Origin of the sequence: Paenibacillus sp. ISL-20 (genome assembly GCF_018613005.1) — a bacterium.
In the GTDB taxonomy this organism is placed as follows: Bacteria; Bacillota; Bacilli; order Paenibacillales; family Paenibacillaceae; genus Paenibacillus_AQ.
In genome coordinates, this window is the sequence record NZ_JAGGRD010000038.1 from 60,429 (window position 1) to 87,316 (window position 26,888).

Consider the following 26,888-nt stretch of genomic DNA (forward strand, 5'->3'; position numbering starts at 1 on the left):
TCGCTATCGAATTTTGTGTCAGATCACGTTATAATGTACCCAATTCGGTTACGACATAAATAAAAGTAGGTTGGATCATGGATCAGGATAAACAGCGCCTTAGCATTGAGGCGGCAAGATTGTATTATATGTCGGATTACAGCCAGCAGGATATCGCGACAAGACTCGGCGTTTCACGTCCTACGGTCTCCAGGCTGCTTCAGCACGCCAAGGAGCAGGGCTATGTGCAGATCAGCATTGTTGACCCTCTCGAGGACCTGGACGCTTTGGGCGAAGGAGTGAAGAAGAAGTACGAACTGGAACAGGTGCTGGTGAGTTATTCCCCCATCAATGAATACCGCGAAATCCAGAAGCATATCAGCAAAAGGGCAGCCGATTACCTGCATGAAACAGTTCAGGATGCCGATATTATCGGCGTGACCTGGGGAACGACCATGCATGCCGTGGCACTTCAGCTGCAGCAGAAGCCCGTTCGGGGCGTTGAGGTCGTGCAGTTGAAGGGCGGCGTCAGCCACTCGCATGTGAACACGTATGCCGCAGAGATTGTCAATCTGTTTGCCGAGGCGTACCACACGATGGCGAGATATTTGCCGCTGCCCGTCATCTTTGACACCACCGAGCTGAAAGAAATGGTGGAGCGGGACCGGCATATCCAGCGGATTATCCAATTAGGCAAACAAGCCAACATCGCCATGTTCACGGTCGGTACTGTTCATGAGGACGCGCTTCTGTTTAGGCTCGGCTATCTTAGCAAGGAAGAACAGAAACTTCTGCAGAAGATCGGCGCGGGCGATATTTGCTCCCGGTTTTTTGATGCGGAGGGCAGGGTGTGCAGCGAGAATATTAACAATCGAACGGTGGGCATCGATTTGGATGATCTTCGGCACAAGGAAAAATCCATTCTCGTCGCAGGCGGGCAGCGAAAGGTAGATGCCATTCGAGCTGCGCTGGTCGGTAAATATGCAAACATTCTGGTGACGGACCAGTTCACGGCGCAAGCCTTGTTATCATGAAATGCTCAACTTGATGTGGATAATGAAATAGACACCTCGTTTTAGGGAGATTTGAAGCCATTACAGCTTCGCGCTCGCCTGGATGAGGTGTTTTTTAATGCGTTGAAATTAGCTCTCTGTACAGGAGGAGGGGCTTATTTTCTGTTTATGTTTACCCTGATCGGGTATAGAGCATAGTAAACGGAGTGGATTGTTAGATTATTCCTGAATGATGAATTGTCGATCAGCGAACAATGATATATATCATTGCAATAAATGGAAATGAACATATTTTCAATATGCATTTTACATATGTTCAGGTCTGTGATATGATGGTCCCGTCTAAAGGATTAAGCGTTATGATAGCGCTTTTACAAGATTGCAAAAAAAACAGATTAAGGAGTGTTTTAACCAGATGAATATAGCAGGAATGATCGACCACACGCTCTTGAAGGCGGATGCAACCCAAGCCGAGATTACGAAAATTACGGATGAGGCCAAAAAGTACGGATTTGCTTCGGTTTGTGTGAACCCGACTTGGGTATCTTACTGTGCTGAGCAGCTAGCGGACACCAACGTCAAAGTATGCACGGTCATCGGTTTCCCACTGGGAGCTGCGACATCCGCGGTAAAAGCTTTTGAAGCGAAGGACGCTATCGCTAACGGGGCCAAAGAGGTTGATATGGTAATCAACATTGGAGCGCTTAAAGATCGTAACGATGAGTTTGTACTGAACGATATTCAGGCTGTAGTGGACGCGGCGAAAGGCAAAGCTCTGGTTAAAGTCATCATTGAGACAAGCCTTCTGACGGAGGAAGAAAAGGTGCGTGCAAGCAAGCTGTCTGTGCAAGCGGGAGCCGATTTCGTGAAAACGTCAACAGGGTTCTCCACGGGCGGAGCGACGCCGGAAGACGTTGCCCTAATGCGCAAGACCGTTGGCGAGAACACCGGTGTGAAGGCTTCCGGCGGCGTACGCAGCAAGGAAGATATGGACCGCATGATTGAAGCGGGTGCAACGCGTATCGGTGCGAGCTGCGGCGTGAAAATCATGGAGGGCGGCCAATCCAGCTCATCCTACTAATGTCTTGGCCATTTTCGATTGTCGATGATTCGGTAGCCGATTAATATCAAAAAAATTCACCTATGGGGGAACAACGACGATGAAATATTTAATCGCCATACTAGGTTTGCTGGTCGTATTCGGTCTTGCGTTCCTTATCAGTAACAATAAGCGCAAAATTCGTTATCGTCCGTTGGCTGTTATGATTGGGCTGCAGTTGATCCTTGGATTTATACTGCTGAACACCAATGTCGGCGAGTATCTTGTTAAAGGGATAGCGAATACGTTTAAAGCGCTGCTTGACTACGCCGGAGCCGGAATCGGGTTTGTATTTGGCGGCTTTGCCATTGAAGGTGATGGTCCGTTCTTCTTGAATGTCCTGCTGCCAATCGTGTTTATTTCCGCGTTGATTGGTATACTTCAATATATTAAGGTACTGCCGTTTATCGTAAGATATATCGGTCTCGTCTTGAGTAAAGTCAACGGGATGGGTAAGCTGGAGTCTTACAACGCGGTAGCTTCAGCGATCCTGGGGCAATCCGAAGTGTTTATTTCGGTAAAAAAACAGATCGCGTTAATTCCGAAGCACCGTATGTATACGCTCTGTGCTTCCGCGATGTCCACGGTATCGATGTCGATCGTCGGTGCTTACATGAGCATGATCGAGCCACGGTACGTGGTGACCGCGCTTGTACTGAACCTGTTTGGCGGATTTATCATTGCTTCCATCGTCAATCCTTACAAGGTGGATAAGGAAGAGGATATCCTGGAGGTGCAAGAAGAGGAGAAGCAATCCTTCTTCGAGATGCTGGGCGAGTACATCATGGACGGTTTCAAGGTAGCGATTACCGTTGCAGCGATGCTCCTTGGTTTCGTTGCTTTAATCGCGATGATCAACGGCATTTTTGATATTATTTTCGGAATCACCTTCCAGGAGCTGTTAGGATTCATTTTTGCTCCATTTGCCTTTGTCATGGGCGTGCCTTGGAAAGAGGCAGTGGATGCAGGCAGCATCATGGCTACCAAGCTGGTATCGAATGAGTTCGTAGCGATGCTCGATCTGGCTAACTTCACGAATATGTCCGAACGCACCGTGGGTATCGTATCGGTATTCCTGGTGTCCTTCGCCAACTTCTCCTCGATTGGCATCATTGCCGGTGCGGTCAAAGGCCTGAACGAGAAGCAGGGGAACGTGGTTGCACGTTTCGGTCTCAAGCTGTTGTACGGCGCAACGCTGGTGAGCGTGCTGTCGGCCACGATTACCGGACTGTTCCTGTAAGCCAGGTTTGAAGGACTACTACAAGCGAGCCTTATGGATAGTTTAAATGAAAAACTCATATATGAGGGGGAACACTTGGATATGGAACGTTTTGACCGAATTCACTTAATCGTATTGGACTCTGTAGGTATCGGTGAAGCACCGGATGCGGCTGATTTTGACGATATCGGATCCGACACGCTAGGCCATATCGCCCGCGAATGCGGCGGGCTCAACATGCCGAATATGGCAGCGCTCGGGCTGTCCAACATTCGGCAGATCGAAGGAGTCCCTGCAGCGGATAAACCGCGGGCGTACTATACGAAGATGCAGGAAGCTTCGAATGGGAAAGACACCATGACGGGTCACTGGGAGATCATGGGCTTGTATATCGATACGCCTTTCCGCGTGTTCCCGGACGGGTTCCCGGACGAGCTGATCCAGCGCATTGAAGAGAAGACCGGACGTAAGGTCATCGGCAACAAGCCTGCCAGCGGAACGGAGATTATCGAAGAGCTTGGCGAAGAGCACGTAAAAACGGGGGCTTTGATCATCTATACTTCGGCGGATTCCGTGCTTCAAATCGCTGCGCATGAAGATATCGTTCCACTGAAAGAGCTGTATGAAATCTGTGAGTTCTGCCGCGAAATTACGCTGGAAGATCCTTATATGCTCGGCCGGATCATCGCCCGTCCGTTCATTGGCGAGGTGGGGAGCTTCAAGCGTACGGCGAATCGGCATGACTATGCCTTGAAGCCTTTCGGACGTACCACGATGAACGAAATGAAAGATGCTGGTCTAGACGTCATTGCCCTTGGTAAAATCTCCGATATTTATGATGGCGAAGGCATTACGAAGGCAGTCAGAACCGTATCGAATATGGACGGCATGGATAAAATGGTGCAAACCCTGGGTGAATCCTTCAAGGGACTGAGCTTCCTGAACCTCGTGGATTTCGATGCGGTATACGGACACCGGCGCGATCCAAAAGGATATGGCCAAGCGTTGGAGGATTACGATCAGCGCCTGCCCGAGGTATTTGAGAAAATGACGGAAAAGGATCTACTGATCATCACGGCCGACCACGGGAATGACCCGACTTACAAAGGAACGGACCATACGCGTGAATACGTACCGCTGCTTGTTTATTCTCCACGTTTTGCGGAGGGTAAGGAACTGCCGCTTCGCAAGACCTTTGCTGACCTGGGCGCCACGGTTGCCGACAACTTCGGCGTGAAGCTGCCAGAGCACGGAACAAGCTTTTTGAATGATTTGAAATAATCGAAAACGTGGAGGAATAGGACATGAGTACACATATTGGAGCGAAACCAGGAGATATTGCGGAGTCGATTCTGCTGCCAGGCGACCCGCTGCGGGCTAAATTTATTGCCGAGACGTATCTGGAGGATGTGACCTGCTACAACGAAGTGCGGGGCATGCTAGGATTTACGGGAACCTACAAAGGAAAACGCATCTCCGTGCAAGGTTCGGGCATGGGCGTGCCTTCCATCGGGATTTATGTCAATGAACTCATCCGGGATTATGGCGTCAAAAATTTGTTCCGTGTCGGAACTTGCGGTGCGATGCAGGAGCATGTTCGTGTACGTGACGTCATACTGGCCCAGGCGGCTTGCTCGGATTCCGGCATGAACCGTCACCACTTTAACGGTTATGATTTCTCCCCGATCGCCAGCTTCCCGCTGCTGCTCGGCGCGTATGAGCGCGGCAAGGAGAAGGGCCTACAGATGCATGTCGGTAACGTGTTCACGTCCGATGTATTCTACCGTGAGGACAAATCAGTGGTTGAGAAGCTGATGCAGCATGGCGTGCTGGGCGTGGAGATGGAGACAACGGCCCTCTACACGATTGCCGCACGATTCGGCGTAAATGCCCTGACGATCCTGACTGTAAGTGACCACTTGCTGACAGGGGAAGAGACTTCGTCCGAGGAGCGCCAAACAACGTTTAACGAGATGATGGAAGTCGCGTTGGATACGGCGATTTCGTTGTAAGGAAACTGTCCCAACGAAGAAGGCGGAATTGTTTTGGAGAAGTGAAGCGGGGCAACAGCGATCGGAAGAACAATCCGCATTTGTAGTGATGCCCGTGGAAGGAATACAATCATCGCAAACAGTGAGGAGAATGTACGATGAGAATGGTTGATTTAATTGCGAAGAAACGAGACGGCAAGGAACTGACAACAGAAGAGATCAATTTCTTCATCGACGGATATACCAAGGGAGATATTCCCGACTATCAGGTGAGCGCCATGAACATGGCGATTTATTTCCAGGACATGACCGACCGGGAGCGGGCGGACCTGACGATGGCAATGGTAAACTCCGGAGAAACGATTGATCTGTCCGCAATTGAGGGAATCAAGGTTGATAAGCACTCCACCGGGGGCGTAGGCGACACCACGACACTCGTTCTGGCTCCGCTTGTAGCGGCACTGGATATTCCCGTAGCGAAGATGTCCGGACGCGGCCTCGGCCATACCGGAGGAACGATTGACAAGCTGGAGTCCATTGAAGGATTTCATGTGGAGATCAGCAAAGACGAATTTGTGAACCTAGTGAATCAACATAAAATCGCCGTCATCGGCCAAACCGGGAACCTCACCCCGGCGGACAAAAAACTGTATGCGCTTCGGGATGTCACGGCTACCGTCAATTCCATTCCGCTGATTGCCAGCTCCATTATGAGCAAGAAGATTGCTGCAGGCTCGGATGCGATTGTACTGGATGTTAAAACCGGAGCAGGCGCGTTCATGAAAACCGTGGAGGATGCCAGGGAATTGGCACACGCCATGGTTAGCATTGGCAACAATGTCGGCCGCAAAACGATGGCCGTCATTTCCGATATGAGTCAGCCGCTAGGGGTTGCGATCGGCAATTCGCTGGAAGTACAGGAAGCAATCGATGCGCTTCGCGGCGAGGGTCCGAAGGATCTGGAGGAGCTGTGCCTGGCTCTAGGCCGGCAGATGGTTTTCCTTGCTCAAAAGGCAGATTCGCTTGAAGATGCCGAAGAGATGTTAAGAGAGGTTATCCGCAACGGCAAGGCATTGGAGAAATTCAAGGAATTCATCCAGAACCAGGGCGGAGATCCGTCCGTGGTGGATCACCCCGACCGACTGCCGAAGGCGCAATATCTGATTGAGCTTCCTGCACAGCAGGATGGTGTTGTCGCGGAGCTGGTAGCGGATGAGATCGGTACCGCAGCGATGCTGCTTGGAGCCGGTCGTGCAACGAAGGAATCCGAGATTGACTTGGCTGTAGGCCTGATGCTGAACAAGAAGGTCGGCGATGCCGTGAAGAAGGGCGATTCCCTTGTAACCATTCATGCTAACCGCGAGAACGTAGATGACGTGAAGCAGAAGCTGTATGAGAGCATTCGGATTGCAGATCATGCGGATGCGCCTGTATTGATTTATGACATTGTGACGGAGTAAGGTGAAGCCTTAACCCCAAGCGAGTCATAAACGAGTACTGGGGACCACCGGGTGAGCACCCACTGCTCGTGCGAATCGCTCATCCCTATACCAGTGCCTCATTCTCAAGCTAAGCTGATGAAACCTGCCTTCGGCGTGTTTTATGAACGGGGGCAGGTTTTTTTGGCGGTCCCCGTCATAAAACGGGTGGAAGCCCTCATAAGATGGTAGTGGGGAAAACGTAAGGCATTTAACGGGAGAGGGAGATGTGCAGCCCGGGCAAGAGTCATCCTGCTTGAAGGAGGCTTTTGGCCATGACCATCGATCAGTTGATTGCTTTGCTGGCACTTATCGTTATGATCATCGGACTTGCGGTGAAGAAGGAGTCCTAACCTGTAAAGTCCGGGAGGGCTGCTGCTAAGTAGAAATTCTACTGATGCAGCAGTCTTTTTCTTTTAATAGGTTGATAGAGTTCGATATAAGTCATATACTTAGATTGCAATGTTCTCCATTATTCATCATTTATTGGGAGGAAACTATGCTATATTTTGCAGCGTTTGTCATATCTATGGTGCTGGTATTGGTACTAATTCCACCATTTCGTAAACTTGCGATCAAGCTTGATTTTGTGGACAAGCCAAGGCCGGACAGCGAGCGGAAAATACACCGCGAGCCGATACCACTGACGGCGGGAATCGCCATATTTATCGGATTTTTCATCACTTATTTTGCACTTACCGGCGTCATTTCAAGGGAAGCGGTAGGTATCTTTATCGGTAGCGCCTTGATTCTCGGGATTGGCCTCGTGGACGATTGGTATAAGTCCCAGGGCAAGGAGCTGGCTTCGCTGCCGAAGCTTATTGTACAGGTCAGCGCAGCCGTTGTCGTATACAGCTATGGTATCGCATTCGAAGGATTCAACAATCCGTTTACGGGTCACTATATTAACCTGCCGGAATGGCTGCAGCTGATCTTAACGATTCTGTGGATTTTCGGTGTAACGACAGTCATTAACTTCTCCGATGGCATCGATGGCCTCGCTGGAGGGCTCTCTGCCATATCCGGAGGTACGCTATTTGTTGTGGCGATTACGCTGGGCAGAGGCGAATCCGCGCTGCTCGCCGTCATTCTTGTAGGTGCCGCGCTAGGATATCTAAAGTACAACAAGCCGCCGGCCAGAGTGTTTATGGGGGATGCTGGAGCTACCTTCCTTGGGTTCATACTTGGGATTATTGCTCTGGATGGTGCGTTTAAAGGTGCAACCCTTGCGTCCTTATTCGTTCCAATCTTCGCGCTGGGCGTGCCGATCTTCGATAACATCATCGTGGTCATCCGCAGAATGCTTCAGTCCAAGCCGATCTATCAGGCCGATGCATCCCAGGCGCATTATCGTTTGCTGGCAACGGGACTCAATCAGAAGCAGACACTAGTATTTCTGTGCTTGCTCAATCTCTGTTTCGGTCTGGCTGCCATCATACTTGCGATGAATGGCGGCGCCTGAGGCGTTTAAGCCTGACATAAGCTTTATCCAGTACGTTAACTTAAGTCTCGTCTCCAAATGGATGTTGGTGGCGGGACTTTTTTTTTAGAGATAAGAAAGTATAAACTTCAGAGGCTTACCATCCTTATCTCGCAAGAAAAACTTCCGCTAAATGTGGTCTGTCTTCTAAGAAAGTACGTCGATAGTCGTTTTTCTTATTACAATGGTAGAAGGTACGAAACAGGAGGTCTGTGGATGAATGACATGACAGGGAAAATCATCATCGTAACTGGAGCGAACTCCGGAATGGGCCTGGCGACAACCGTGGAGCTTGCCAAAGGGGGAGCGCACGTCGTCATGGCTTGTCGGAGCCAAGCCAGAGGAGAAGCGGCTCTTCGGCAAGCGTTGCAAGAGAGCGGCAGCTCGAAAATCGAGCTGATGACATTGGATTTGGGATCTTTTGATAGCATCAGAGTTTTTGCTTCCGACTTTAAGGCCAAATATGACAGGCTCGATGTTTTGGTGAATAACGCGGGTGTGGTCACTCTCAAGCGGGAATTGACGCAGGACGGATATGAAGCCATGATGGGGGTCAATCATCTGGGGCATTTTTTACTGACGAACAAGCTCCTGGAGCCTCTTCAACGCGCCCACCAGGGGAGGGTCGTGAACGTATCCTCTGGCGCACACAAAGTGGGCAGCCTCCACTTGGATGACCCTAATCTCGGTAAAGGATTCAATGTGGTCAAAGGTTATGCGCAGTCCAAATTGGCGAATATTTTATTCACGAAAGAGCTGGCCCATCGGCTGCAGTCGACAAGGGTGACGGTCAATACGCTCCATCCCGGTGCAGTGAGTACCAGCATTGGCGTGAACCGGGATACAGGCTTTGGCAAAGCGGTCCACAAGCTGCTTGGTCCGTTCTTCTTAACTGCTCAGGAAGGTGCACGGACAGCGATTTATTTGGCTTCAAGCCCTGAAGTAGAGCATGTGACAGGGGAATATTACGTCAAATGCAAACCGGCCAAGACCACCGAGAAGGCAAGGGATCCGAAACTTGCCGCTCGTCTGTGGGCATGGAGTGAACAACAGGTAGGCTGGGAGTCGGACAAGGGTTGATGAACTTATGCGTTTCAAGAAGGCTCGATTCTAGGAGTGGGGCTAAAGCTGAATGATTCCGATAAGGGCATGATCGGACAACAAGGAACGACGAGACCAATCGGCCCATCAGCATGGTGACGACTAACAGTAAATGAAGGTCCATGCTGGCTAACAAATAAACGGGATATCTCCAGATCAACATGATCTTGGGATATCCCGTTTCATTTTACGATCGATGTATATGATAGGACATAGAAGGGCACACGTTATGCTACTTCGTCGTTTTCATATCGATCGCGCTGCGAACAAATCCGCTGGTACCGTCAAGGAGTTTGGACGCTTCTGCGGCACTCACATTAGCCAGCAGCATCACGATGGCGGTTTTGACATGGGCGCCGGATTCATGGTACGCCTTCTCCACAGCATCCTCAGATGCTCCCGTTGCCAGGGTGATGATGCGTTTGGCGCGATGCACAAGCTTGTTATTGGACGGGTTGAGGTCGACCATCAGGTTTTTGTACACCTTGCCGATTCGAATCATGGCGGTCGTTGTCAGCATGTTCAGAATCAGCTTTTGCGAAGTACCCGCCTTCATCCGCGTGGAGCCCATAATCACTTCCGGTCCGACAACAGCTTCGATTACAAAATCCGCGTACTGATGCATCGGCGATTCGTAGTTATTACAGAGTCCGATGACAACGGCTCCAAGCTCCTTGGCGCGTCTCATTGCTCCAAGAACATAGGGTGTGCGGCCGCTTGCAGCGATGCCGATGACAACATCCTTCTCGTTGATCCCGTTTTCATGGATATCCTGTTCACCTAACTCCTCGCTGTCCTCGGCACCTTCGATAGCTTCCTTCACGGCTCTAAAGCCACCGGCGATCAATCCCTGCACCATGGAAGGGTCTGTCCCGTAGGTAGGCGGACACTCGGATGCATCCAGAATCCCGATTCGACCGCTGGTCCCGGCACCTATATAGAATAATCTGCCGCCCTTCTGGAAAGCCTCCACGACCAGATCTGCCGCTCTGGCTATAAGAGGAATAAGCTCGCGGATCGCATCGGTGATCAGGCTATCCTCGTTATTGATGAGGATCATAATTTGTTCTGAGCTCAACTGATCAATGTTCTGCGTATTTTCATGAGGCTGTTCGGTTGTCAATTGACTTAGAATATTCGTCATGAGACAGGTCTCCTTTTTTGCCTTGGAATATGGACGGGTACTGATGTAAAGCTACAGCAAGTCAGAGACGCCGTCTGTAAATAGCTTGCAGGCTAACAGGGCCGCACCATGGGCGGGTGTACGTTCGCGATTTCCTTCGGGGAACCGGAGGCGGGGATAACGCGTTAGCAGAATGCTAGTGTACGTTTCCCGAAACAATGGCGAATGTTTGAAGATCGAGCCGATCCGTACGAGTTCACTCTCTGCGAATTCAGCTTGCTGCCTGATGAGAGCACTTGTTGTATCGGCCAGTTCTTCTGCCTGCTGCCGGATGATACGGTTTGCCGCTTCATCACCGGCTTCGGCTGCTTCTATGCAGCAGCGGGCGAAGGAAGCGATATCCTGTTTCGTTATAGCGGGCTGGTAAATGTAAGATTTGAGATCAGTGATATGCTGGAGAGGATAGGCTGCAACAATCAGGCTGCTCATGATGGTGGGTGGCAAAATGCCCTCGTGGCTCTTAATGACAGATTTCAGAGCCTGAAGTCCGATCTGATAGCCGCTGCCTTCGTCTCCGAGAAGATGTCCCCAGCCACCGACGCGGTGGATGTCTCCCGATTTGGTTATAGCGTAGGTATTGGATCCGGTTCCCGAGATCGCCAGTATTCCATACTGACGTTCCAGTACGGCCATTAATGAAATTTCGGCTTCCGAGCGCATGTAAATACGCATCGAGAGCGGCCGCTGCTGGAAATAGGAATGAAGGAAGGACTGAACACGACGTCGTTCTTCTGCAGAGCTTATACCTGACATCCCAAGACATATTGATGTGAATGATAATGACTTATTAAAAAGAGGTGCCAGAAGCCCATCCAACACCGTTCGGAGTTCCTCCATCGCTTTATCAAAGGTTACAATGTAAGGATTGGTGGAACCTCCGGTAAACCGGGACAACACTTCTCTAGCGCTGTTGATAGCGGTTGCTTCGGTCTTGGTACCGCCACCATCCACACCGATAAAAATTTCCATATTGAACCACTTCGCTTTCTATAACCAGTATAGGAGAAAACAGAAGTGTTGTAAAATAAAATTTTAAATCATGAATTATGTATTGAAATATAATTTCATACAATTTATAATGAACTCAATCCACTGATATTGAAAGCGATACCAGTCATGCTTTCATTCAAGTTGTGTAAATTAATGTTACATAGAAGTGATCATCAGAGGATTATTGGTAAAGGGGGGCAAGAAATGAACGGCGGATTGGTTCGATTGCGTGAGGTCTATGATTCATTAAATCCGTCCGAGCGCAAAGTTGCAGCCTTCATTTTGCAGGAACCGGCAGAGATGATACAGATGTCGGTCGCGGATCTTGCAGTCCGAAGCGGTTCCAGTCAGGCTGCCATAGTACGCCTGTGCAAAACGATGGGTTTCAAAGGCTATCAGGATCTGAAGCTGAAGGTAGCCGGAGACTTGCAGGAGCCATTAGCCACCGGGTATCAGGATATCCGGCCCAATGACAGCATTTCTGCAATTATACAGAACGTCTCGAACAACAACATTCAATCGATTCGGGATACGATGAAGATTATGGAGGAAGGGAAGGTGGAAGAAGCCGTTCTGGCCCTTGATCAGTCGAAGCGCATTTTCATGTTCGGGGTAGGGGCTTCCAATCTGATCGGGATGGATGCCCAGCAGAAATTTTTGCGGATTAATAAGGTATGCATATCGTTTCCGGACCCTCATGTTCAGCTCACCTCGGCGGTGCTGCTGACTCCAGATGATGCGGCCGTATGCATTTCCTACTCCGGTGAAACGGATGAAGTGATCCGCGCAGCAGCTATTGCGAAGGAGAAGGGATGCAAGACAATTGGCATTACCAAATATGGTGATTCTACCTTGAGCCGATCGGTGGACATTCCCTTGTACACCTCCTCCACGGAGAACGAGATTCGCAGTGGCGCGATGTCCTCTCGTATTACGCAGCTTAATCTTATCGATATTTTATATCTTGGCGTCGCCAGCCGGAATTACGAGAATTCAGTGAAATACCTGGATGAGAGCCGGCAAGCGATCAAGCGGTTGTAGTTGATAGCGAAAACCACAAATATATAAATGATAAGGGGAGTAGTACATGAAGAAAAAAGGTTGGCTTACATTGTTGGCTTCTTTGATGCTCGTGTTTACCGCAGCTTGCGGCGGATCCGGCGGGGCGAAGACTCCGGAAGGCGGATCCGGGACCACTTCGGAAGGAAACGGTGAGGCCGCACCGAAGCAGGATACGGTTGTCGTCTGGACTTATCCGGTTCATGGTAAATACGAAGATGAGTTGAAAGAGCATGTAGCGGATCTGAAAGAAAAATATCCGCACATTACGGTCCAAACCGAAGTGCTCTCCTGGGCTGAAGGTCCGAAGAAGTTCGACGTGGCCTTGAATGCCGGTAACCCGCCTGACCTCTATTTCCACGCGGTGGATGGAGCTTATGTGGATACGGGCCTTGCACTGGAGCTTTCCCCTTATATTACAGACGAGATCAAAAACGACTACCTGCCGGGAACGCTTGAGCTGGGCCAAATCCAGGGCAAACAATATGGACTTCCGCTGTACCAATCCCTCTGGGCTTGGGGCGGAAACAAGAAGATTCTTGAAGAAGCAGGCATCGACTGGAAGGCTATTCAAGAGAACGGCTGGACTTGGACCGAATTTAAGGCAGCTGCCGAGAAGCTGACCAAGAAGCTTCCGAACGGAAATATGCAGTATGCGCTGGTGACGGACGGTACTTCCCTGGACTTCATGGAAATGCTGACACGCAGCAACGGGATGCCGGACGTTCTGAACGATAAAGGCGAGTTCCAATGGAACGACGAACGGATTCTGGATACGATGACATTTGTGTCCGATCTGATGAAAGCCGGGCATTTGCCTGCCGAGACTGCCGCGCTTACGCCGGCGAAACGGATGGATCTGTTCTATGCAGAGGAAGCCGCGGTTGTGTCCAAAGCGATTCCTTACTACGATGTGATGCTCCAGAACCGCGCGAAGGATATTGACAGCGGTACAGTCCAAGGCGCGAAAATCGAGTTCGTCCTGCTGCCGGTTCCGCATAATGACGGGGCGGAGCGCAAGACATCCATGTTTGGTGAAGGCTATGTCGCTTTCAAACAGAAGAAGGATAAAGGCGAAGAGCATGCGAAGAACACGTTCCTGATCATGGAAGGACTGAGCGGCGCGAAAGCCGGCAATTCCGCGAATGAACTGGTGTTGCCTTTCGTTCGTAAATCCCAAGCGGAGTTTTATGAAGGCAAAGGACTGGGTACGGAATCCACAATCAAAGCAGCGGAAATTTTCGCAAACTTCAAAGAAATTCCGGTGACCCTGAACCTCGATGCAGATGCCTCAGGCAACCAGAAGAAGTTCAAGGAGCAAGTCGTGAAGCCAAACATTCAGGCGCTGTTCTCGGGAGAGAAGACACCGGAGCAGATCGCGCAGGACTTCAAGGATAAAGGCAAACAAATTTTAGGACAGTAATTGAAGTTATAAGGGGGTGTCCCGTTGTCCTTAGCAGGAACAAAACGGGTCACTCCCTTTTTAAACCAACCACTCCAGGCTTCAAGAGGCTTCATGAAAATACTTCACTTGTGCGCAAAGGAGGAAATCAAATGCAGACTGCCCCGGCGCAAATCCGGCCCTCGCGTCCCCCAATGAAGGGTTATCTACGCGAATATGGATGGGCGTATTTATTCATTTTGGCTCCCGTACTGTTGTTCTTGATATTTACGCTTTACCCGGTCGCCTCCGCCTTTCTGATGAGCTTCCAGGAATATAGCGTGATGGGCTCCGAATGGATTGGAACGGACAATTACACACGGATGGTACAGGATGAAGTGTTCTGGAAATCCATGAGGAATACGGTTTTATTTACGATCGGTACCGTTCCGGTTAACATTGTCATCACGTATGCGTTATCCTTTTTTATTTTTCAGATGAAGAATAAATGGCAGACGTTCTTCAAGGCTACAATGTATTTGCCGGCCGTTGCTTCCGGCGTCACCATCTCGGTCGTATGGCTTGCGATTTACGATCCGACCCAAGCGGGGCTGTTGAATCGTTTCATTGGATTGTTCGGATTTGACCCGGTCATATGGCTAGGGAAATCGAATACCGCACTCTTTTCGCTCATCTTGATGAACTGGCTCGGTTCGCATGGCGCGGGCATTATTCTCTATTTGGCTGCCATGGGCGGGATTCCCAAATCGCTCTATGAAGCTGCGGATATTGACCATGCCAGCGGTTGGTCCAAATTCTGGCGCATTACGTGGCCGCTAATGAAACCAACCACGTTGTATTTGCTGGTGACGGGCGTCATTACGTCCTTCCAGGTGTTTATCTCGGTGTATCTGATGACGCAGGGCGGTCCGAACTTCGCGACGACTACCATCGCCTACCTGATTTACAGCACCGCCTTCAACTTCTATGAATTTGGACTCGCAGCAGCGCAATCTTTTGTCTTGGCCGCATTGATTATTGTCATTTCCATCATTCAGTTCAAATACTTCTCGTCCGACGTGGAGTATTAATGCATATTTCTGAAGCTAAAAGGGGGTGCACCTATGAAATCAAGATCAAAATTGATCATGCTGATTGTGGCTTCGGTCATCCTGGTGGTATGGAGCGTTCTGACGATCATTCCGATGTACTGGATGTTGATTGGCTCTGTGCAGGACACCAAATCAGCAGCTTCGTTTATCCCGAAAATGATTCCGGACGTATTTTCCGTGGCCCCGTACGAGCGTTTTTTTGGCAAAACCAACGTCATGAGATGGCTCTTTAACTCCTTATTGATCTCGTCCATCCTGACGGTGACCAACGTTTTCCTGGCCTCACTCGCAGGGTATGCCTTTGCGAAGCTGAAGTTCCCGGGGAACAAAGCGGTATTCTGGGTTTTGCTCAGCACGATGATGATTCCGGCGCAAGTGACGCTGATTCCGCTCTATATTTTGATGATTGACGTATTTGATCTCGGGAATACATACACGGCTATTCTTCTTCCCGGCATCGTAAGCGTGGGCAACATTTTCTTGATGAAGCAGTACATGTCATCGCTGCCCACCTCTCTGATTCATGCAGCACGTATCGACGCTTGCGGGGAATTCGGCATCTTCTGGAAGGTCATTCTTCCGATGGCTAAACCGGGTCTTGCCGTGCTGGCGATTTTCACGTTCGTTGCATCCTGGAACGATTTCTTCTGGCCCTTCCTCGTGACGAATTCGACGGAAATGAGGACCATTCAAGTCGGTCTGGCTTCCTTCGTTTATGCGGACACAACCGATTTCGGCGCACTTATGGCTGGAGCAACCGTCGCGGCATTGCCGATGATGATCCTGTTCTTCTCGCTTCAGCGCTATTTCCTGCAAGGCATCACCATTGGAGCCGTTAAAGGCTAGAAGGAGGCAAAGTTATGGCACGCGTAGAATTCCGTAATATACGAAAAGAATTTGTAGACGACAACAAAGGGACCTTTACCGCTGTAGCGGGGTCGGACTTTGTGATCAATGATAAAGAGTTCGTGGTATTTGTCGGTCCTTCCGGCTGCGGCAAAACCACCTCGCTGCGCATGATTGCAGGCCTTGAGCGTCAGACGTCTGGCGATATCGTCATCGGCGACAGGGTGGTGAACAATCTTCACCCGAAAGATCGGGATATCGCGATGGTGTTTCAGGATTATGCGCTGTATCCCCATATGACGATTCGCGAGAATCTCTCCTTCGGCTTGAAGAACCTGAAGAAGCCCAAGGCTTATATTGAGCAAAAGGTAGCGCAGGCGGCATCCATTCTCGGCCTGGAGTCGATGATTGACCGGAAGCCGCGCGAGCTGTCCGGTGGACAGCGTCAGCGTGTGGCGGTAGGGCGGGCCATCGTGCGCGACCCGCAGGTGTTCCTGTTTGATGAGCCGCTGTCGAACCTGGATGCGAAGCTTCGCGTGCAGATGCGGGTAGAGCTGTCCGAGCTGCACAAGCGTCTGGAAGCCACCATTGTATATGTAACGCATGATCAGGTTGAAGCGATGACGCTCGGTGAGCGGATCGTCGTGATGAACAACGGCATTATCCAGCAGATCGCATCACCAACCGAGCTGTATGCGAATCCGCAGAATATGTTCGTGGCTGGCTTTATCGGCTCCCCGCCGATGAACTTCATCGATGTGCAGAAGGAAGGAAATGTCCTCCGCATGGAAGGCGGGGCATTTACCATTCCGGACGCGATGGCGGGTGCGTTGAGCAAATACGACAATGGGCATCTTATTCTAGGGATTCGCCCTGAGCATATTACTGGCGAGGATATGCCAGGCACAACCAATCTGGATTACAAGTATTCCACCAAGGTTCAGGTCGTTGAACATCTCGGTTCTGAGAACCTGGTGTACTTCCGCGTAGGAAACCGGACCGTTACTGCGAAGGTTCATCCGGAAACGACGGGTTATCCGGGCATGGACAAAACCTTCATTTTCAATTTCGATAAAGTACATTTCTTCGATCCTGAGACGGAGCAGCGTATCGATTGGTAAACAACGACGAAGAGGAGAGGAAAGCTATGCGCAAGCTGAATGATGTGTTAAAGAAGACCGGGGTTGAGATTTACCGTGAGATTACGGCGGTGGCCTTATACAGCATGATTACCTCGCTGGTGCTCGTAACGGTGGTCATGTTTGTTCCGCTATGGGTAGCGCTGGTGGTGCTGCCGGTTCTGTATATGCCGCTGTTCTATGGTGTTTGTTATGCCTATCACCGCAAAACGGAGCGGGGCAAGTCCAGGCTGAAAGACGTGTTTCAAGGTGCGCTTAAAGGGCTTGGACCCGCCGTTGTCATGGGCTTCTTCTTCGTGGTGATGACATTGATTCTATGGTCCACCTGGTGGTATTACGGAGGCAAAGAGGGGATCGGCTATCTTGCGATTGGCGTGTTCCAAACCTATTTTGTTGTCATGGCGCTCATCTCCCAATTCTACACCTTTCAGCTTGTCATTCAGGAAGGGATGGGCATCTTCAAGGCCATGGCCCACAGTGTCAAGCTGTTCCTGAAGTTTCCGGCCTATACACTGGGCGCATGCTTTCAAGCCTTCTGCGTCGCGATTCCGCTGATGGTTACGGTTGTTGGCTTTGGATTTTTGTTTAATGGCATGTGGGCTATATACCAGCATAAGGTTACGTATAATGTACTGAATCCGGAAGAGGCCAAACCGGTGGAAGACGGTGTGGTAGCCTCGGAAGCGAGAGGTGTAAGCATATGACGAGAAGCAACGTGCGGAGTGGAATTGATATGCTGCCGAACATCAAGCATGAGAAAATTACGGGTCGTCGCCTTGGCGTCATCACGAATCCGACGGGGCTCACGTCGGATTTTCGTTCATCTATCGAGGTGATTGCAGGTTTACCCGAATCCGAATTGACGGCTTTGTTTGCTTGCGAGCATGGGCTGCGAGGTCAGCTGCAGGCAGGCAAGCACGTTGATGATGAAGTGGACCCGGTATTCGGCGTGCCGGTGTACAGCCTGTATGGTTCGCGGCGTAAACCGGATGCCGATATGCTGAAGAACGTGGACACGGTCATCTTCGATATTCAAGACCTCGGTGTCCGTTTTTACACGTATTTGACCACGCTCCTCTATGTCATGGAGGCATGCGCTGAGCAAGGCAAGAGCTTGCTTGTTCTGGACCGGCCGAATCCGCTTGGCGGTGAGCGCTGTGAAGGCGGTTTGCTGCAGCCGGGATATGAATCCATGGTGGGCGGATGGCAGATTCCGATTAGCACCGGGATGACCATTGGAGAATTCGCGCGCATGGCCAATGACTTGCGGGGGATCGGATGTGATCTGGATGTGATTCAGCTCGAAGGATGGACGCGCGACATGGTTTATAACGACACGGGTCTTCCGTGGGTGCTGCCTTCGCCGAACATTCCCACGATGGATACGGTTCGGCTGTACAGCGGGACTTGTTTCTTCGAAGGGACCAATCTTTCGGAAGGAAGGGGAACGACCCGGCCATTCGAATGGATCGGTGCTCCATGGGTCGATGGCGAAGAGCTGGCGAAGGCATTCAACGCGTACGGACTGCCGGGTGTGTTTGCCCATTCCATGTACATGACACCCACCTTCTCGAAGCATCAGGGCGAAGGATGCGGCGGGGTGATGTTGTTTGTAACGAATCCGGCAAAAGTGGAAGCTGTGCGTACAGGGCTTGTGCTGTTGCACCTGGTCAGCCGAATGTACCCGGATCAGTTCCAGTGGCTTACCCCACCGAAGGGACGCAACCGGTATTTTATTGATTTGCTAACGGGCAGCGAAGATGTCCGGCGGCACATCCACGAAGAAGCCGGACTCCAGCGCATTGTTGCCGAGTGGGGCAAGGATGCGGAGTTGTGGAGAACGATGCGGACCCCTTATCTGCTGTATGGGGAGGTGTAAAGTATGATGTTCTCACCATGGAAGGATGGAGGGCCGACCGTTGTGGTCGGCCTGATGTCGGGCACTTCGCTTGACGGCATCGATGCGGCCATCGTCCGCATACACGGAAGCGGCCTCGAGGCATCGGTTGAACTGCTGCATTACTATAGTAAGCCATACGAACCGGAGCTCCGTCAGCGGCTGCGCGATTTGTGCAGTGAAGAGAATTCCAATAGCGCTGCTGTATGCAGTATGAATGCATACCTGGGGCATCAGTTTGGGGTGGCTGTCCTGGAAGCGGTTGCCGATGCTGGCATGCGAATCGATGAGGTGGATTTGGTAAGCTCACATGGACAGACGATCTGGCATCAGCCTGTACCCGAACAAGGTGATCCCTATGCTGTCGCTTCGACTCTACAGATCGGTGATATTTCCGTTATCGCCAAGCACACCGGCAAACTTGCGGTAGGAGACTTCCGTCCCGCGGATATGGCGGTTGGGGGGCAAGGGGCCCCGTTTGCTCCTTACGGAGATTTGATCCTGTTTCGGCACCCGCAGCGGGGAAGGCTGCTGCAGAACATCGGCGGGATCGGCAATTGCACGGCGCTGCCCGCAGGGGCGGATCCTGCGGATGTGCTGGCCTTTGATACCGGGCCCGGCAATATGATCATGGATGCCGTAGCCCACATGCTGTCCGGAGGGCAGCTTTCGTATGACGACAGCGGAACATGGGCTGCCCGAGGTAACCCGGATCAGGCCTTGTTAAGCGAGATGATGGAACATCCTTATTTTCACGCGGAGCCGCCCAAATCAACGGGAAGGGAATGGTTTGGTCATAATTATGCGGTTTCATTTCTGGAACAAGCCAGGCTCAGGAAGCTTTCAGATGAGGACGTGATGGCAACGGCTACGGCGTTCACCGCGCATACTATTGCGGACAGCTATGTGAGATATGTGTTTCCTCGTTACAAGATCGATGAAGTGATCGTGACTGGCGGAGGAGCCCACAACAAGACGCTGCTCTCCATGTTAAGCGAGCTGCTGCCGGAACAGAAAGTCATGACCTCCAAGGCACTGGGCTTTGATGACGATGCCAAAGAAGCCGTCATTTTTGCACTCTTAGGCAATGACTTCATGCTCGGTGTTCCTAACAATTTGCCTGCGGCGACGGGAGCCGATCGCCCAACCGTTATGGGGAAGCTGGCCCTGCCATAGCGGAGGAAGCAAACGTGCATAACATGCTCGGTGTTCCTAACAATTTGCCTGCAGCATGGGAGCCGATCGCCCAACCGTTATGGGGAAGCTAGCCCTGCCATAGCGGAGTAAGCATAAACCGTGCATAAACCTGTGCTTAGCTCGAGCATAAACCGTGCATAAAAGACCGCGGGACGGTAGTGCCAAATAATGTTAAAGACCGATTAGGTAAGTAATGATTATCTTTATTGTAGTCAAACCCGTAATAGGGGAGGGGGAAACAACGTGCTGGAATCTGTTATTCGCGAGCAGCTGGCCGCCGTGGTTGGCGGGAAGTGGTTCAAGGACGATCCGGAAAATCTCGTCTCTTACAGTTATGATGCTACGCCGCTATATCAAGCGATGCCGGACGGGGTTATCTTTCCTGGAAGCACGCAGGAAGTATCCGACATCGTCAAAATTTGCTCAAAACACCGCATACCCGTTATTACGCGGGGGGCTGGCAGCAATCTGTGCGGCGGAACCATTCCGCTTCAGGGCGGTCTGATCGTGGTCATGACCCGAATGAATAAGCTGCTGGAGATCGATGCGGATAACCTGACCGCGACCTTCCAGACCGGTCTGAATACAAAGCAGTTTCATCTGGCGGTTGAACAGACAGGACTGTTCTATCCTCCGGATCCAAGCAGCATGATCATCTGCACGATGGGCGGTAATATCGCTCTGGGAGCTGGCGGGCTGCGCGGCTTGAAGTATGGAACGACCAAGGATTATGTCCTTGGCCTGGAAGCCGTATTGCCGGATGGCAGCATCCTGCGCACGGGCGGCAAGCTGGTGAAGGACGCGGCAGGGTATGATTTGACCCGACTGTTGGTAGGGTCGGGTGGTACGCTAGCCGTTCTGACCGAGGCCACGGTTAAGTTGATTCCTAAGCCTTCATACAGGAAGGCGATGGTTGCTGTCTACGACGATCTTAACGCGGCGGCCCGAACGGTTTCGAATATTATAGCGAATCATATTTTCCCGTGTACCTTGGAATTCATGGATCAGCCGACCCTCCAGGTGGTTGAGGAATTTGCCAAAATCGGACTGCCGGTTCACGCCAAAGCGATGCTGGCGATCGAGCAGGACGGCAACGTCGATGATGTGGAGCGGGATCTGAAGAAGCTGGAGGAGATATGTCTCGCTTCTGGCGCGGTTCAGCTTAACATCGCCAAGACACCGGAAGAAGGGGCGAAGGTTATGGAGGCGAGACGGAGCGCGCTTGCCGCGCTATCCCGATTGCGGCCAACCACGATCTTGGAGGACGCGACGGTTCCGCGTTCCAAAATTGCGGACATGGTGCTTGAAGTTCAGCGTATCGCCCAGAAATATGATGTGCAGATTTGCACATTCGGCCATGCCGGGGATGGCAATCTGCATCCGACCGCGATGACGGATGCCCGTGACCCGGAAGAGATTCACCGCGTGGAGCAGGCATTCGCCGAAATCTTTGAGGTGGCGATTGCCATGGGGGGCACCATTACCGGTGAGCATGGCGTCGGTATCGTGAAGGCTCCTTACCTGGAATGGAAGGTGGGCGAAGCCGGCATCAAGATGATGAAATCCATTAAGGATGCGATTGATCCGCACCAGATCATGAATCCCGGCAAGTTGTTTGCGGAAACCCGGAAGCGAATTGTCTTCCAGGAGCGGACAGAGCAGGCAGAGCGGGACTCAGCTTCGGATCAGGATCAGAAGATCGAAACATCGTGAGAGGAGGCGAACGCGCATGAATTCAACCCATGAGAAGCTTGCACAATCGCTGAAGCTGACGCTGGATGAGGATCAATTGACGAACTGTATGCGCTGCGGGTTTTGCCAGACCGCCTGTCCGACCTTCCTCGAGACAGGGCTCGAAGCTGCCTCCCCCCGCGGGCGGATCGCGCTTATGAAAGCGGTTGTGGATGGTTTGATGGAGCCGGATGAGAGCTTTCGAAGCCAGATGGATCTCTGTCTGGGCTGCAGAGCCTGTGAGCCTGCTTGTCCTTCCGATGTAAAATACGGCCAGCTGATCGAGCAGACCCGTGCGGCGATTGCGGCCGAGAAGCCTTATTCGATGCCGGTACGAGTCGTCCGTAAGACGTTCCTGCAAGGGATATTCCCGCATCGCGGAAGACTGAAGCTGATCGGCAAGACACTTTCCTTCTATCAGAAATCCGGCCTTCAAAAGTTTGCGCGGAGTTCCGGAGCCATGAAGCTGTTTCCCGACCATCTTCAGCAGCTGGAGAAGGCGCTGCCTCCTGTAACGGGTGATGGCCTGGAAGAACTGTGGAGCAAGGCTGGCTTGCCCCACCGCCACGAGACGACAGATAGCGGTTCAAGGCTTATGGTCATCCCTGCGACCGGCTCTAAGGTCGGCCGGGTCGGCATGTTCCGTGGCTGCATTATGGATGTCATGTTTGCATCCACGAACGTGAACACCGTACGGCTGCTGCGGCAGGCCGGGTTCGAAATTGTCATTCCGGAGGAGCAGGTATGCTGCGGAGCGCTGCATGCGCATGCTGGTGAGATGGGCGATGCCAAGCAGCTGGCCGGTCAGAACATATGGGCTTTCGGGGAAGCGGACGTGGATTACATTGCAAGCAATGCAGGAGGCTGTGGCGCACTGCTGAAGGAATACGATCATCTGATGCATGCAGAACCGGATGAGCGGCTTCAGCAAGCGGCGATTCGTTTTGCAGATCAGGTGAAGGACATCTCCGAGCTGCTGCACAGCCTCGGTCGGCCGCTTACGCCGATTCAGGCGGAAAACCCGCAGAACGAGGCCATAACCGTCACCTATCAGGACTCTTGCCACTTGCGCAATGTGATGAGGGTGCAAGGCGAGCCGCGACAGCTGATGGAGCTGCTTCCGGCTGTACAGATGTGCGAGCTTCAGGGGGCCGAGGTATGCTGCGGTTCCGCCGGCATTTATAATTTGACCCAGACGGAAATGTCGACCACGCTTCTGGATCACAAGATGGAACATGTGGAGGCTACCGGAGCCAAGGTCATCGTGACTTCGAACCCGGGATGCCTGCTGCAGATGAAGTGGGGGATCGAGCGTGCCGGTAAACAAAATGGCGTAGAGGCCGTTCATCTTGTGGATTTTCTGGCTGAGCAGGTGCTGATTGAGGATAAGCGTGACTAATTGTACAAATTGGGGCAACTTCATGGTCATTATGATCGTGGGGATGCCCTTTTTAGCCTGATTATCATAATTCAGGGTGTCTGTTGCGGCCATTTATTATATATAATGGTTCCGAACCAGCATTAATCTTATCAGTACTATGATATAAGGATCGATATAGTGATATAGGGATCGGTAAAGTGATATAAGGATGGATACGATACAGTGATATAAGGCAACGAACCGGTTTACATCGGTTCCTATCAAAGGTATGGTAGACCGATGAGGGGAGTTCTCCCTCACTGGGTTCACATTAGTACGTATAAGCAAAAATGCAATCATGCGAGGAGGAGAGCGATACCATGAAAGAGAGCTTTGATCCGTCACTCATAGACCGATTGGAAAGTCCGGAAAGGAAGAAGGAGTTACCGGCATCTTCGCTGCTAGAGAAGCTCCAAGTGAGCGGCGGGGTGGATGTCCTTGACATCGGGGCAGGCACCGGCTATTTTTCCATACCGGCAGCCGAGTTAACGACAGGCACGGTTTACGCGCTGGATACCGAGCCAGCCATGCTGGACATGATGCGGGGGCGTGCACAGGAACAGGGACTCACGAATATTAAGGTGATGGAAGGGAAGTTGGAAAAGCTTCCTTTTCAGCAAGAAGCTGTGGATCGAGTCATCGCTTCCCTGATCCTTCATATCACCGATCAGTTGGAAGAGTCCATCCGCCAGATGGCAAGAGTGCTGCGACCAGGGGGACGATGCTTGTGTCTGGAGTGGCAAGAGGATCCGGCTGAGAAGCGGGTTCCCCGCCCGAACCGGGTTGATCCGCATGTGATGAAGGTTTTGTTGGAGCAAGCAGGGCTGCATGTGGAAGGCATCGAGTATCCTACAGAGCGTCATTATCTGATCATCGTCAGTAAATAGCCAATGACGATGAAGCCTCTTGCTGGGATCCCTCTCCCCCTTGATCGACCGCCATCCAGTTCTGCCTCACCACGTTTTGTGGAGGTAGATCCCAGATCGGTGCATTTATTGATACAGCTGGAACATTTTGGGGGGGAGGGCCGTCTAAGGAATGAGGTGATTCATTGATGAGAAAATCCATGGTTATGATCCTGCTTAGCTGCTTGTTGCTGCTCGTGAGCCTGTACAAGGTCAAACCAGCCGACGTATTTGCTTGTTCCTGTGCGGGGTCGCTTACGGTTGAGGAAAGCTTGGAACGGAGTGCAGCGGTATTTGCAGGCAAAGTGACCAAGCTGATTGGCCCGAAGCCGAAACTGGTGATGTCATCCGCAGATCCGGTCCATGTTATGTTAGAGGTAACGGAAGTATGGAAGGGCGGATTAGCTGGAATGACGGAGCTTACAACGGCTATGTCATCAGCCAGCTGCGGTTATGATCAGTTTGCCGTAGGAAGCGAATTCCTGGTGTTCGCGTCTGCAGAATCGGGTGAGCTGAGAACAGGGATGTGTGATGGTACGAAGCTCCTCTCCACCGCAGGCAAAGAGCTAACCGAGCTTGGAGATGGATATCCTCCAGAAGATGCATCTGCTCCGGGTGAATCAGGGCCCGATACGCTTGCCGAGGGCGTACCTCCAACTGAAGGCGAGAATGCAGGTCAATCTCCATTCTTACAGAAGCCCACCTTGTGGGGAGCCGCAGTAGTGCTGCTGGTAGCGGGGGTATGGCTTTATTTTTGGAGGAAGAATAAGAGAAATATAAAGAGAATGTAAAATATTTACTCCTTTAACCTATTTCCCGAGTTGAAACTTTATCGCCGATTGTCGGGGTAAAGTTTTTTTGTTTCCTTTGGTCTTTTGATACGTATGTATGGTAGAGCTTGCAATATTGCGTTTGCGGTTGCGGTTGAGGTGATTTTGGCTGCCGTTGCCCTTGTTCTCACGCTGCCGGAACCAGGCCTCACGAATATCGGGGACATGGACGGCGAATAATGAACATAGGAAAAAAGAGAGGAATTGTGATCTCGCGTGTAAAATTATCGTTTCTGTGCAACCTTACATTATAATTTATGATACGAGGAGAAACGATTGTCATTGAATAAATGAAGTTCGAAGTTAGATAAAATGCTGCCTGCCCTGATTCTGTTTATGGTTATGGAGAGTCATATGACTTTCTGGGTTACAGCCGAGCTGAAGCTGCCTCCGAGGATACAGCAAGCATACGCTACCGTTCCCGTGCGCGCCCGCGTATAAACAGAAGGCAGACATTCCTAACGGAAATGATTGAGGTTCCCTTGGCTTAGGAGTAGAATAAGATGATGTAGGGCGCTTTTAGCTTTCCTTTTTTTGGGATACAAGACAAGAAGAAAGCAGATACACCTTGTGATTGTGAATCAGCCTTATTGGCCGGGGAGTGGGGAGAGGCAGATGCCTGTCCCCAAGAATCTTCGATCAGCTAAGGCTTTTTGATTTGAATAGGAGATAACAGCCAATTGAGAAGGAGTGAGCAGGATTGATAATCCTCAAAACACAAGAACAAATCGCCAAGATGAATAAGGCGGGGGACATTCTCGCCGAATGCCACCGGCAGATTGCCAAGATGATTAAACCGGGCGTGACGACACTGGAGATTGATCAATTTGTCGAGCGGTTTCTGGCAGAGCGCGGCGCGACACCGGAGCAGAAGGGCTATCACGGATATCCATTTGCCACCTGCGCGTCGGTTAATGACGTAATTTGCCATGGTTTTCCGAGCCATGAGCCATTGAAGGACGGGGATATCGTTACCATTGATATGGTGGTGAAGTATGATGGCTGGCTCGCCGATTCCGCCTGGTCCTATCCGGTCGGAAACGTGTCCGAGGAAGCGCAGCATCTGCTGGACGTAACGAAGAAATCCCTGTATCTCGGCATTGAGCAAGCGGTGATCGGCAATCGAATCGGAGACATCTCCCATGCGATTCAAACCTATGCGGAATCCCAAAATTTATCGGTCGTCCGCCACTTCGTGGGGCACGCCATCGGCGAAAATATGCATGAGGAGCCGCAAGTACCCCATTACGGCCCGCCTAATCGCGGGACACGACTTAAAGAGGGCATGGTCATCACTATTGAACCGATGCTGAATCTTGGCACATATCAATGCAAGATCGATTCAGACGGATGGACCGCGAGAACCGTGGACGGCAAATGGTCCGCGCAGTATGAGCATACGCTCGCCATCACAAAGGATGGCCCGGTGATCTTGACGGAACAATAAGATGCAACTCCGTAGGGGGTAACGCTCCCTATGGAGCCGTCGGACGGTACAAGTTATAAAGTTCTATTCATGGCTTACAAGAAATGCTCCAACGGAGCAGGCGGAATTGTTCTGGAGAAACGAAAGTGGTCGCCTTTGCCCCCGGATTTCAACGATGTAATATCGTGATTCAAAGGAAATCTGGGGGCAACAGTTATCATGAACGAGACAGACTCCCCGTAATTGCAACATCTTAGGTTAATTTTGGGAATAATGGTGTAGCAGAAGCTAAACCAAAACCAAAATCAGAGCTAAATTGCAAAGGAGAGTCTGTACTATGAAGGATACCATAAAATACGTAGGCTTAGACGTGTCAAAGGAAAATATTGCTGTATCTGTAGCTGATCCAGGA

Annotated in this window: 25 protein-coding genes; 23 read left to right on the top strand and 2 right to left on the bottom strand. The window is 51.2% G+C overall.

Annotated elements, in window-relative coordinates; translation table 11 throughout:
* Positions 1-77 precede the first annotated feature (77 nt).
* From J7E85_RS23040 to J7E85_RS23075, 8 genes are all read left to right on the top strand, one after another.
* Positions 78-1,013, top strand: coding sequence for a DNA-binding transcriptional repressor DeoR (locus tag J7E85_RS23040; RefSeq protein WP_076325323.1), 936 nt, complete (start codon positions 78-80; stop codon positions 1,011-1,013).
* Positions 1,014-1,407: 394 nt separating this feature from the next.
* Positions 1,408-2,073: a deoxyribose-phosphate aldolase gene (deoC, locus tag J7E85_RS23045; protein WP_076325324.1), complete on the top strand. Its 666-nt coding sequence runs from the start codon at positions 1,408-1,410 to the stop codon at positions 2,071-2,073.
* Between the two features lie 79 nt (positions 2,074-2,152).
* Positions 2,153-3,331, top strand: a complete 1,179-nt coding sequence (locus J7E85_RS23050) for a NupC/NupG family nucleoside CNT transporter (protein ID WP_215161900.1) — start codon at positions 2,153-2,155, stop codon at positions 3,329-3,331.
* An 81-nt stretch (positions 3,332-3,412) separates the two neighbouring features.
* Complete coding sequence (gene deoB, locus J7E85_RS23055; protein ID WP_215161902.1) at positions 3,413-4,591, top strand: phosphopentomutase; 1,179 nt, start codon at positions 3,413-3,415, stop codon at positions 4,589-4,591.
* 23 nt (positions 4,592-4,614) lie between these two features.
* Complete coding sequence (gene deoD, locus J7E85_RS23060; protein WP_098749032.1) at positions 4,615-5,322, top strand: purine-nucleoside phosphorylase; 708 nt, start codon at positions 4,615-4,617, stop codon at positions 5,320-5,322.
* 137 nt (positions 5,323-5,459) lie between these two features.
* Entirely contained in the window at positions 5,460-6,761 is a 1,302-nt protein-coding gene (locus tag J7E85_RS23065; protein ID WP_076325328.1) for a pyrimidine-nucleoside phosphorylase, read from the top strand.
* 517 nt (positions 6,762-7,278) lie between these two features.
* Positions 7,279-8,241 (top strand): MraY family glycosyltransferase, encoded by a 963-nt coding sequence (locus tag J7E85_RS23070; RefSeq protein WP_215161904.1) that lies wholly within the window; start codon positions 7,279-7,281, stop codon positions 8,239-8,241.
* 234 nt (positions 8,242-8,475) lie between these two features.
* Positions 8,476-9,339 (top strand): SDR family oxidoreductase, encoded by an 864-nt coding sequence (locus J7E85_RS23075; protein ID WP_215161906.1) that lies wholly within the window; start codon positions 8,476-8,478, stop codon positions 9,337-9,339.
* 253 nt (positions 9,340-9,592) lie between these two features.
* Here J7E85_RS23075 and murQ read toward each other — a convergent pair whose 3' ends face one another.
* Both murQ and J7E85_RS23085 read right to left on the bottom strand, forming a co-directional pair.
* On the bottom strand, positions 9,593-10,504 hold the full coding sequence (gene murQ / locus J7E85_RS23080) for an N-acetylmuramic acid 6-phosphate etherase (protein WP_215161908.1): 912 nt from the start codon (positions 10,502-10,504) through the stop codon (positions 9,593-9,595).
* Between the two features lie 51 nt (positions 10,505-10,555).
* On the bottom strand, positions 10,556-11,512 hold the full coding sequence (locus tag J7E85_RS23085) for a BadF/BadG/BcrA/BcrD ATPase family protein (RefSeq protein ID WP_215161910.1): 957 nt from the start codon (positions 11,510-11,512) through the stop codon (positions 10,556-10,558).
* A 225-nt stretch (positions 11,513-11,737) separates the two neighbouring features.
* On the opposite strand from J7E85_RS23085, the gene J7E85_RS23090 reads away from it, so the two are divergent.
* From J7E85_RS23090 to J7E85_RS23155, 15 genes are all read left to right on the top strand, one after another.
* Positions 11,738-12,574, top strand: a complete 837-nt coding sequence (locus J7E85_RS23090) for a MurR/RpiR family transcriptional regulator (RefSeq protein ID WP_036643553.1) — start codon at positions 11,738-11,740, stop codon at positions 12,572-12,574.
* A 46-nt stretch (positions 12,575-12,620) separates the two neighbouring features.
* Positions 12,621-14,015: an ABC transporter substrate-binding protein gene (locus J7E85_RS23095; protein WP_215161913.1), complete on the top strand. Its 1,395-nt coding sequence runs from the start codon at positions 12,621-12,623 to the stop codon at positions 14,013-14,015.
* Between the two features lie 131 nt (positions 14,016-14,146).
* The gene (locus tag J7E85_RS23100; protein ID WP_215161915.1) at positions 14,147-15,064 is read left to right on the top strand and encodes a carbohydrate ABC transporter permease; all 918 of its coding nucleotides are present in this window, start codon (positions 14,147-14,149) and stop codon (positions 15,062-15,064) included.
* A 33-nt stretch (positions 15,065-15,097) separates the two neighbouring features.
* Positions 15,098-15,931, top strand: a complete 834-nt coding sequence (locus tag J7E85_RS23105; protein WP_076325335.1) for a carbohydrate ABC transporter permease — start codon at positions 15,098-15,100, stop codon at positions 15,929-15,931.
* Between the two features lie 14 nt (positions 15,932-15,945).
* A complete protein-coding gene (locus J7E85_RS23110; protein ID WP_215161917.1) occupies positions 15,946-17,052 on the top strand; it encodes an ABC transporter ATP-binding protein in 1,107 nt (368 codons plus the stop codon).
* 26 nt (positions 17,053-17,078) lie between these two features.
* Positions 17,079-17,774, top strand: coding sequence for a hypothetical protein (locus tag J7E85_RS23115; protein ID WP_215161918.1), 696 nt, complete (start codon positions 17,079-17,081; stop codon positions 17,772-17,774).
* Positions 17,771-18,949: a DUF1343 domain-containing protein gene (locus J7E85_RS23120; protein ID WP_215161925.1), complete on the top strand. Its 1,179-nt coding sequence runs from the start codon at positions 17,771-17,773 to the stop codon at positions 18,947-18,949. Before J7E85_RS23115 ends, J7E85_RS23120 begins: the two co-directional genes overlap by 4 nt.
* 3 nt (positions 18,950-18,952) lie before the next feature.
* Entirely contained in the window at positions 18,953-20,143 is a 1,191-nt protein-coding gene (locus J7E85_RS23125; protein WP_215161927.1) for an anhydro-N-acetylmuramic acid kinase, read from the top strand.
* 264 nt (positions 20,144-20,407) lie between these two features.
* On the top strand, positions 20,408-21,877 hold the full coding sequence (locus J7E85_RS23130) for an FAD-linked oxidase C-terminal domain-containing protein (protein WP_215161929.1): 1,470 nt from the start codon (positions 20,408-20,410) through the stop codon (positions 21,875-21,877).
* A gap of 16 nt (positions 21,878-21,893) precedes the next feature.
* Entirely contained in the window at positions 21,894-23,294 is a 1,401-nt protein-coding gene (locus tag J7E85_RS23135; protein WP_215161931.1) for a (Fe-S)-binding protein, read from the top strand.
* Between the two features lie 341 nt (positions 23,295-23,635).
* Positions 23,636-24,202 carry a class I SAM-dependent methyltransferase gene (locus J7E85_RS23140; RefSeq protein ID WP_215161933.1) on the top strand — a complete coding sequence of 189 codons (567 nt, stop codon included), beginning with the start codon at positions 23,636-23,638 and terminating at the stop codon, positions 24,200-24,202.
* Between the two features lie 167 nt (positions 24,203-24,369).
* Complete coding sequence (locus tag J7E85_RS23145) at positions 24,370-25,011, top strand: hypothetical protein (protein WP_251035973.1); 642 nt, start codon at positions 24,370-24,372, stop codon at positions 25,009-25,011.
* A gap of 93 nt (positions 25,012-25,104) precedes the next feature.
* Positions 25,105-25,230: a hypothetical protein gene (locus tag J7E85_RS34645; protein WP_285228842.1), complete on the top strand. Its 126-nt coding sequence runs from the start codon at positions 25,105-25,107 to the stop codon at positions 25,228-25,230.
* Between the two features lie 520 nt (positions 25,231-25,750).
* Positions 25,751-26,497 (top strand): type I methionyl aminopeptidase, encoded by a 747-nt coding sequence (gene map, locus J7E85_RS23150; protein ID WP_076325344.1) that lies wholly within the window; start codon positions 25,751-25,753, stop codon positions 26,495-26,497.
* 30 nt (positions 26,498-26,527) lie between these two features.
* Positions 26,528-26,665, top strand: coding sequence for a hypothetical protein (locus J7E85_RS23155; RefSeq protein WP_215161937.1), 138 nt, complete (start codon positions 26,528-26,530; stop codon positions 26,663-26,665).
* Positions 26,666-26,888 lie beyond the last annotated feature (223 nt).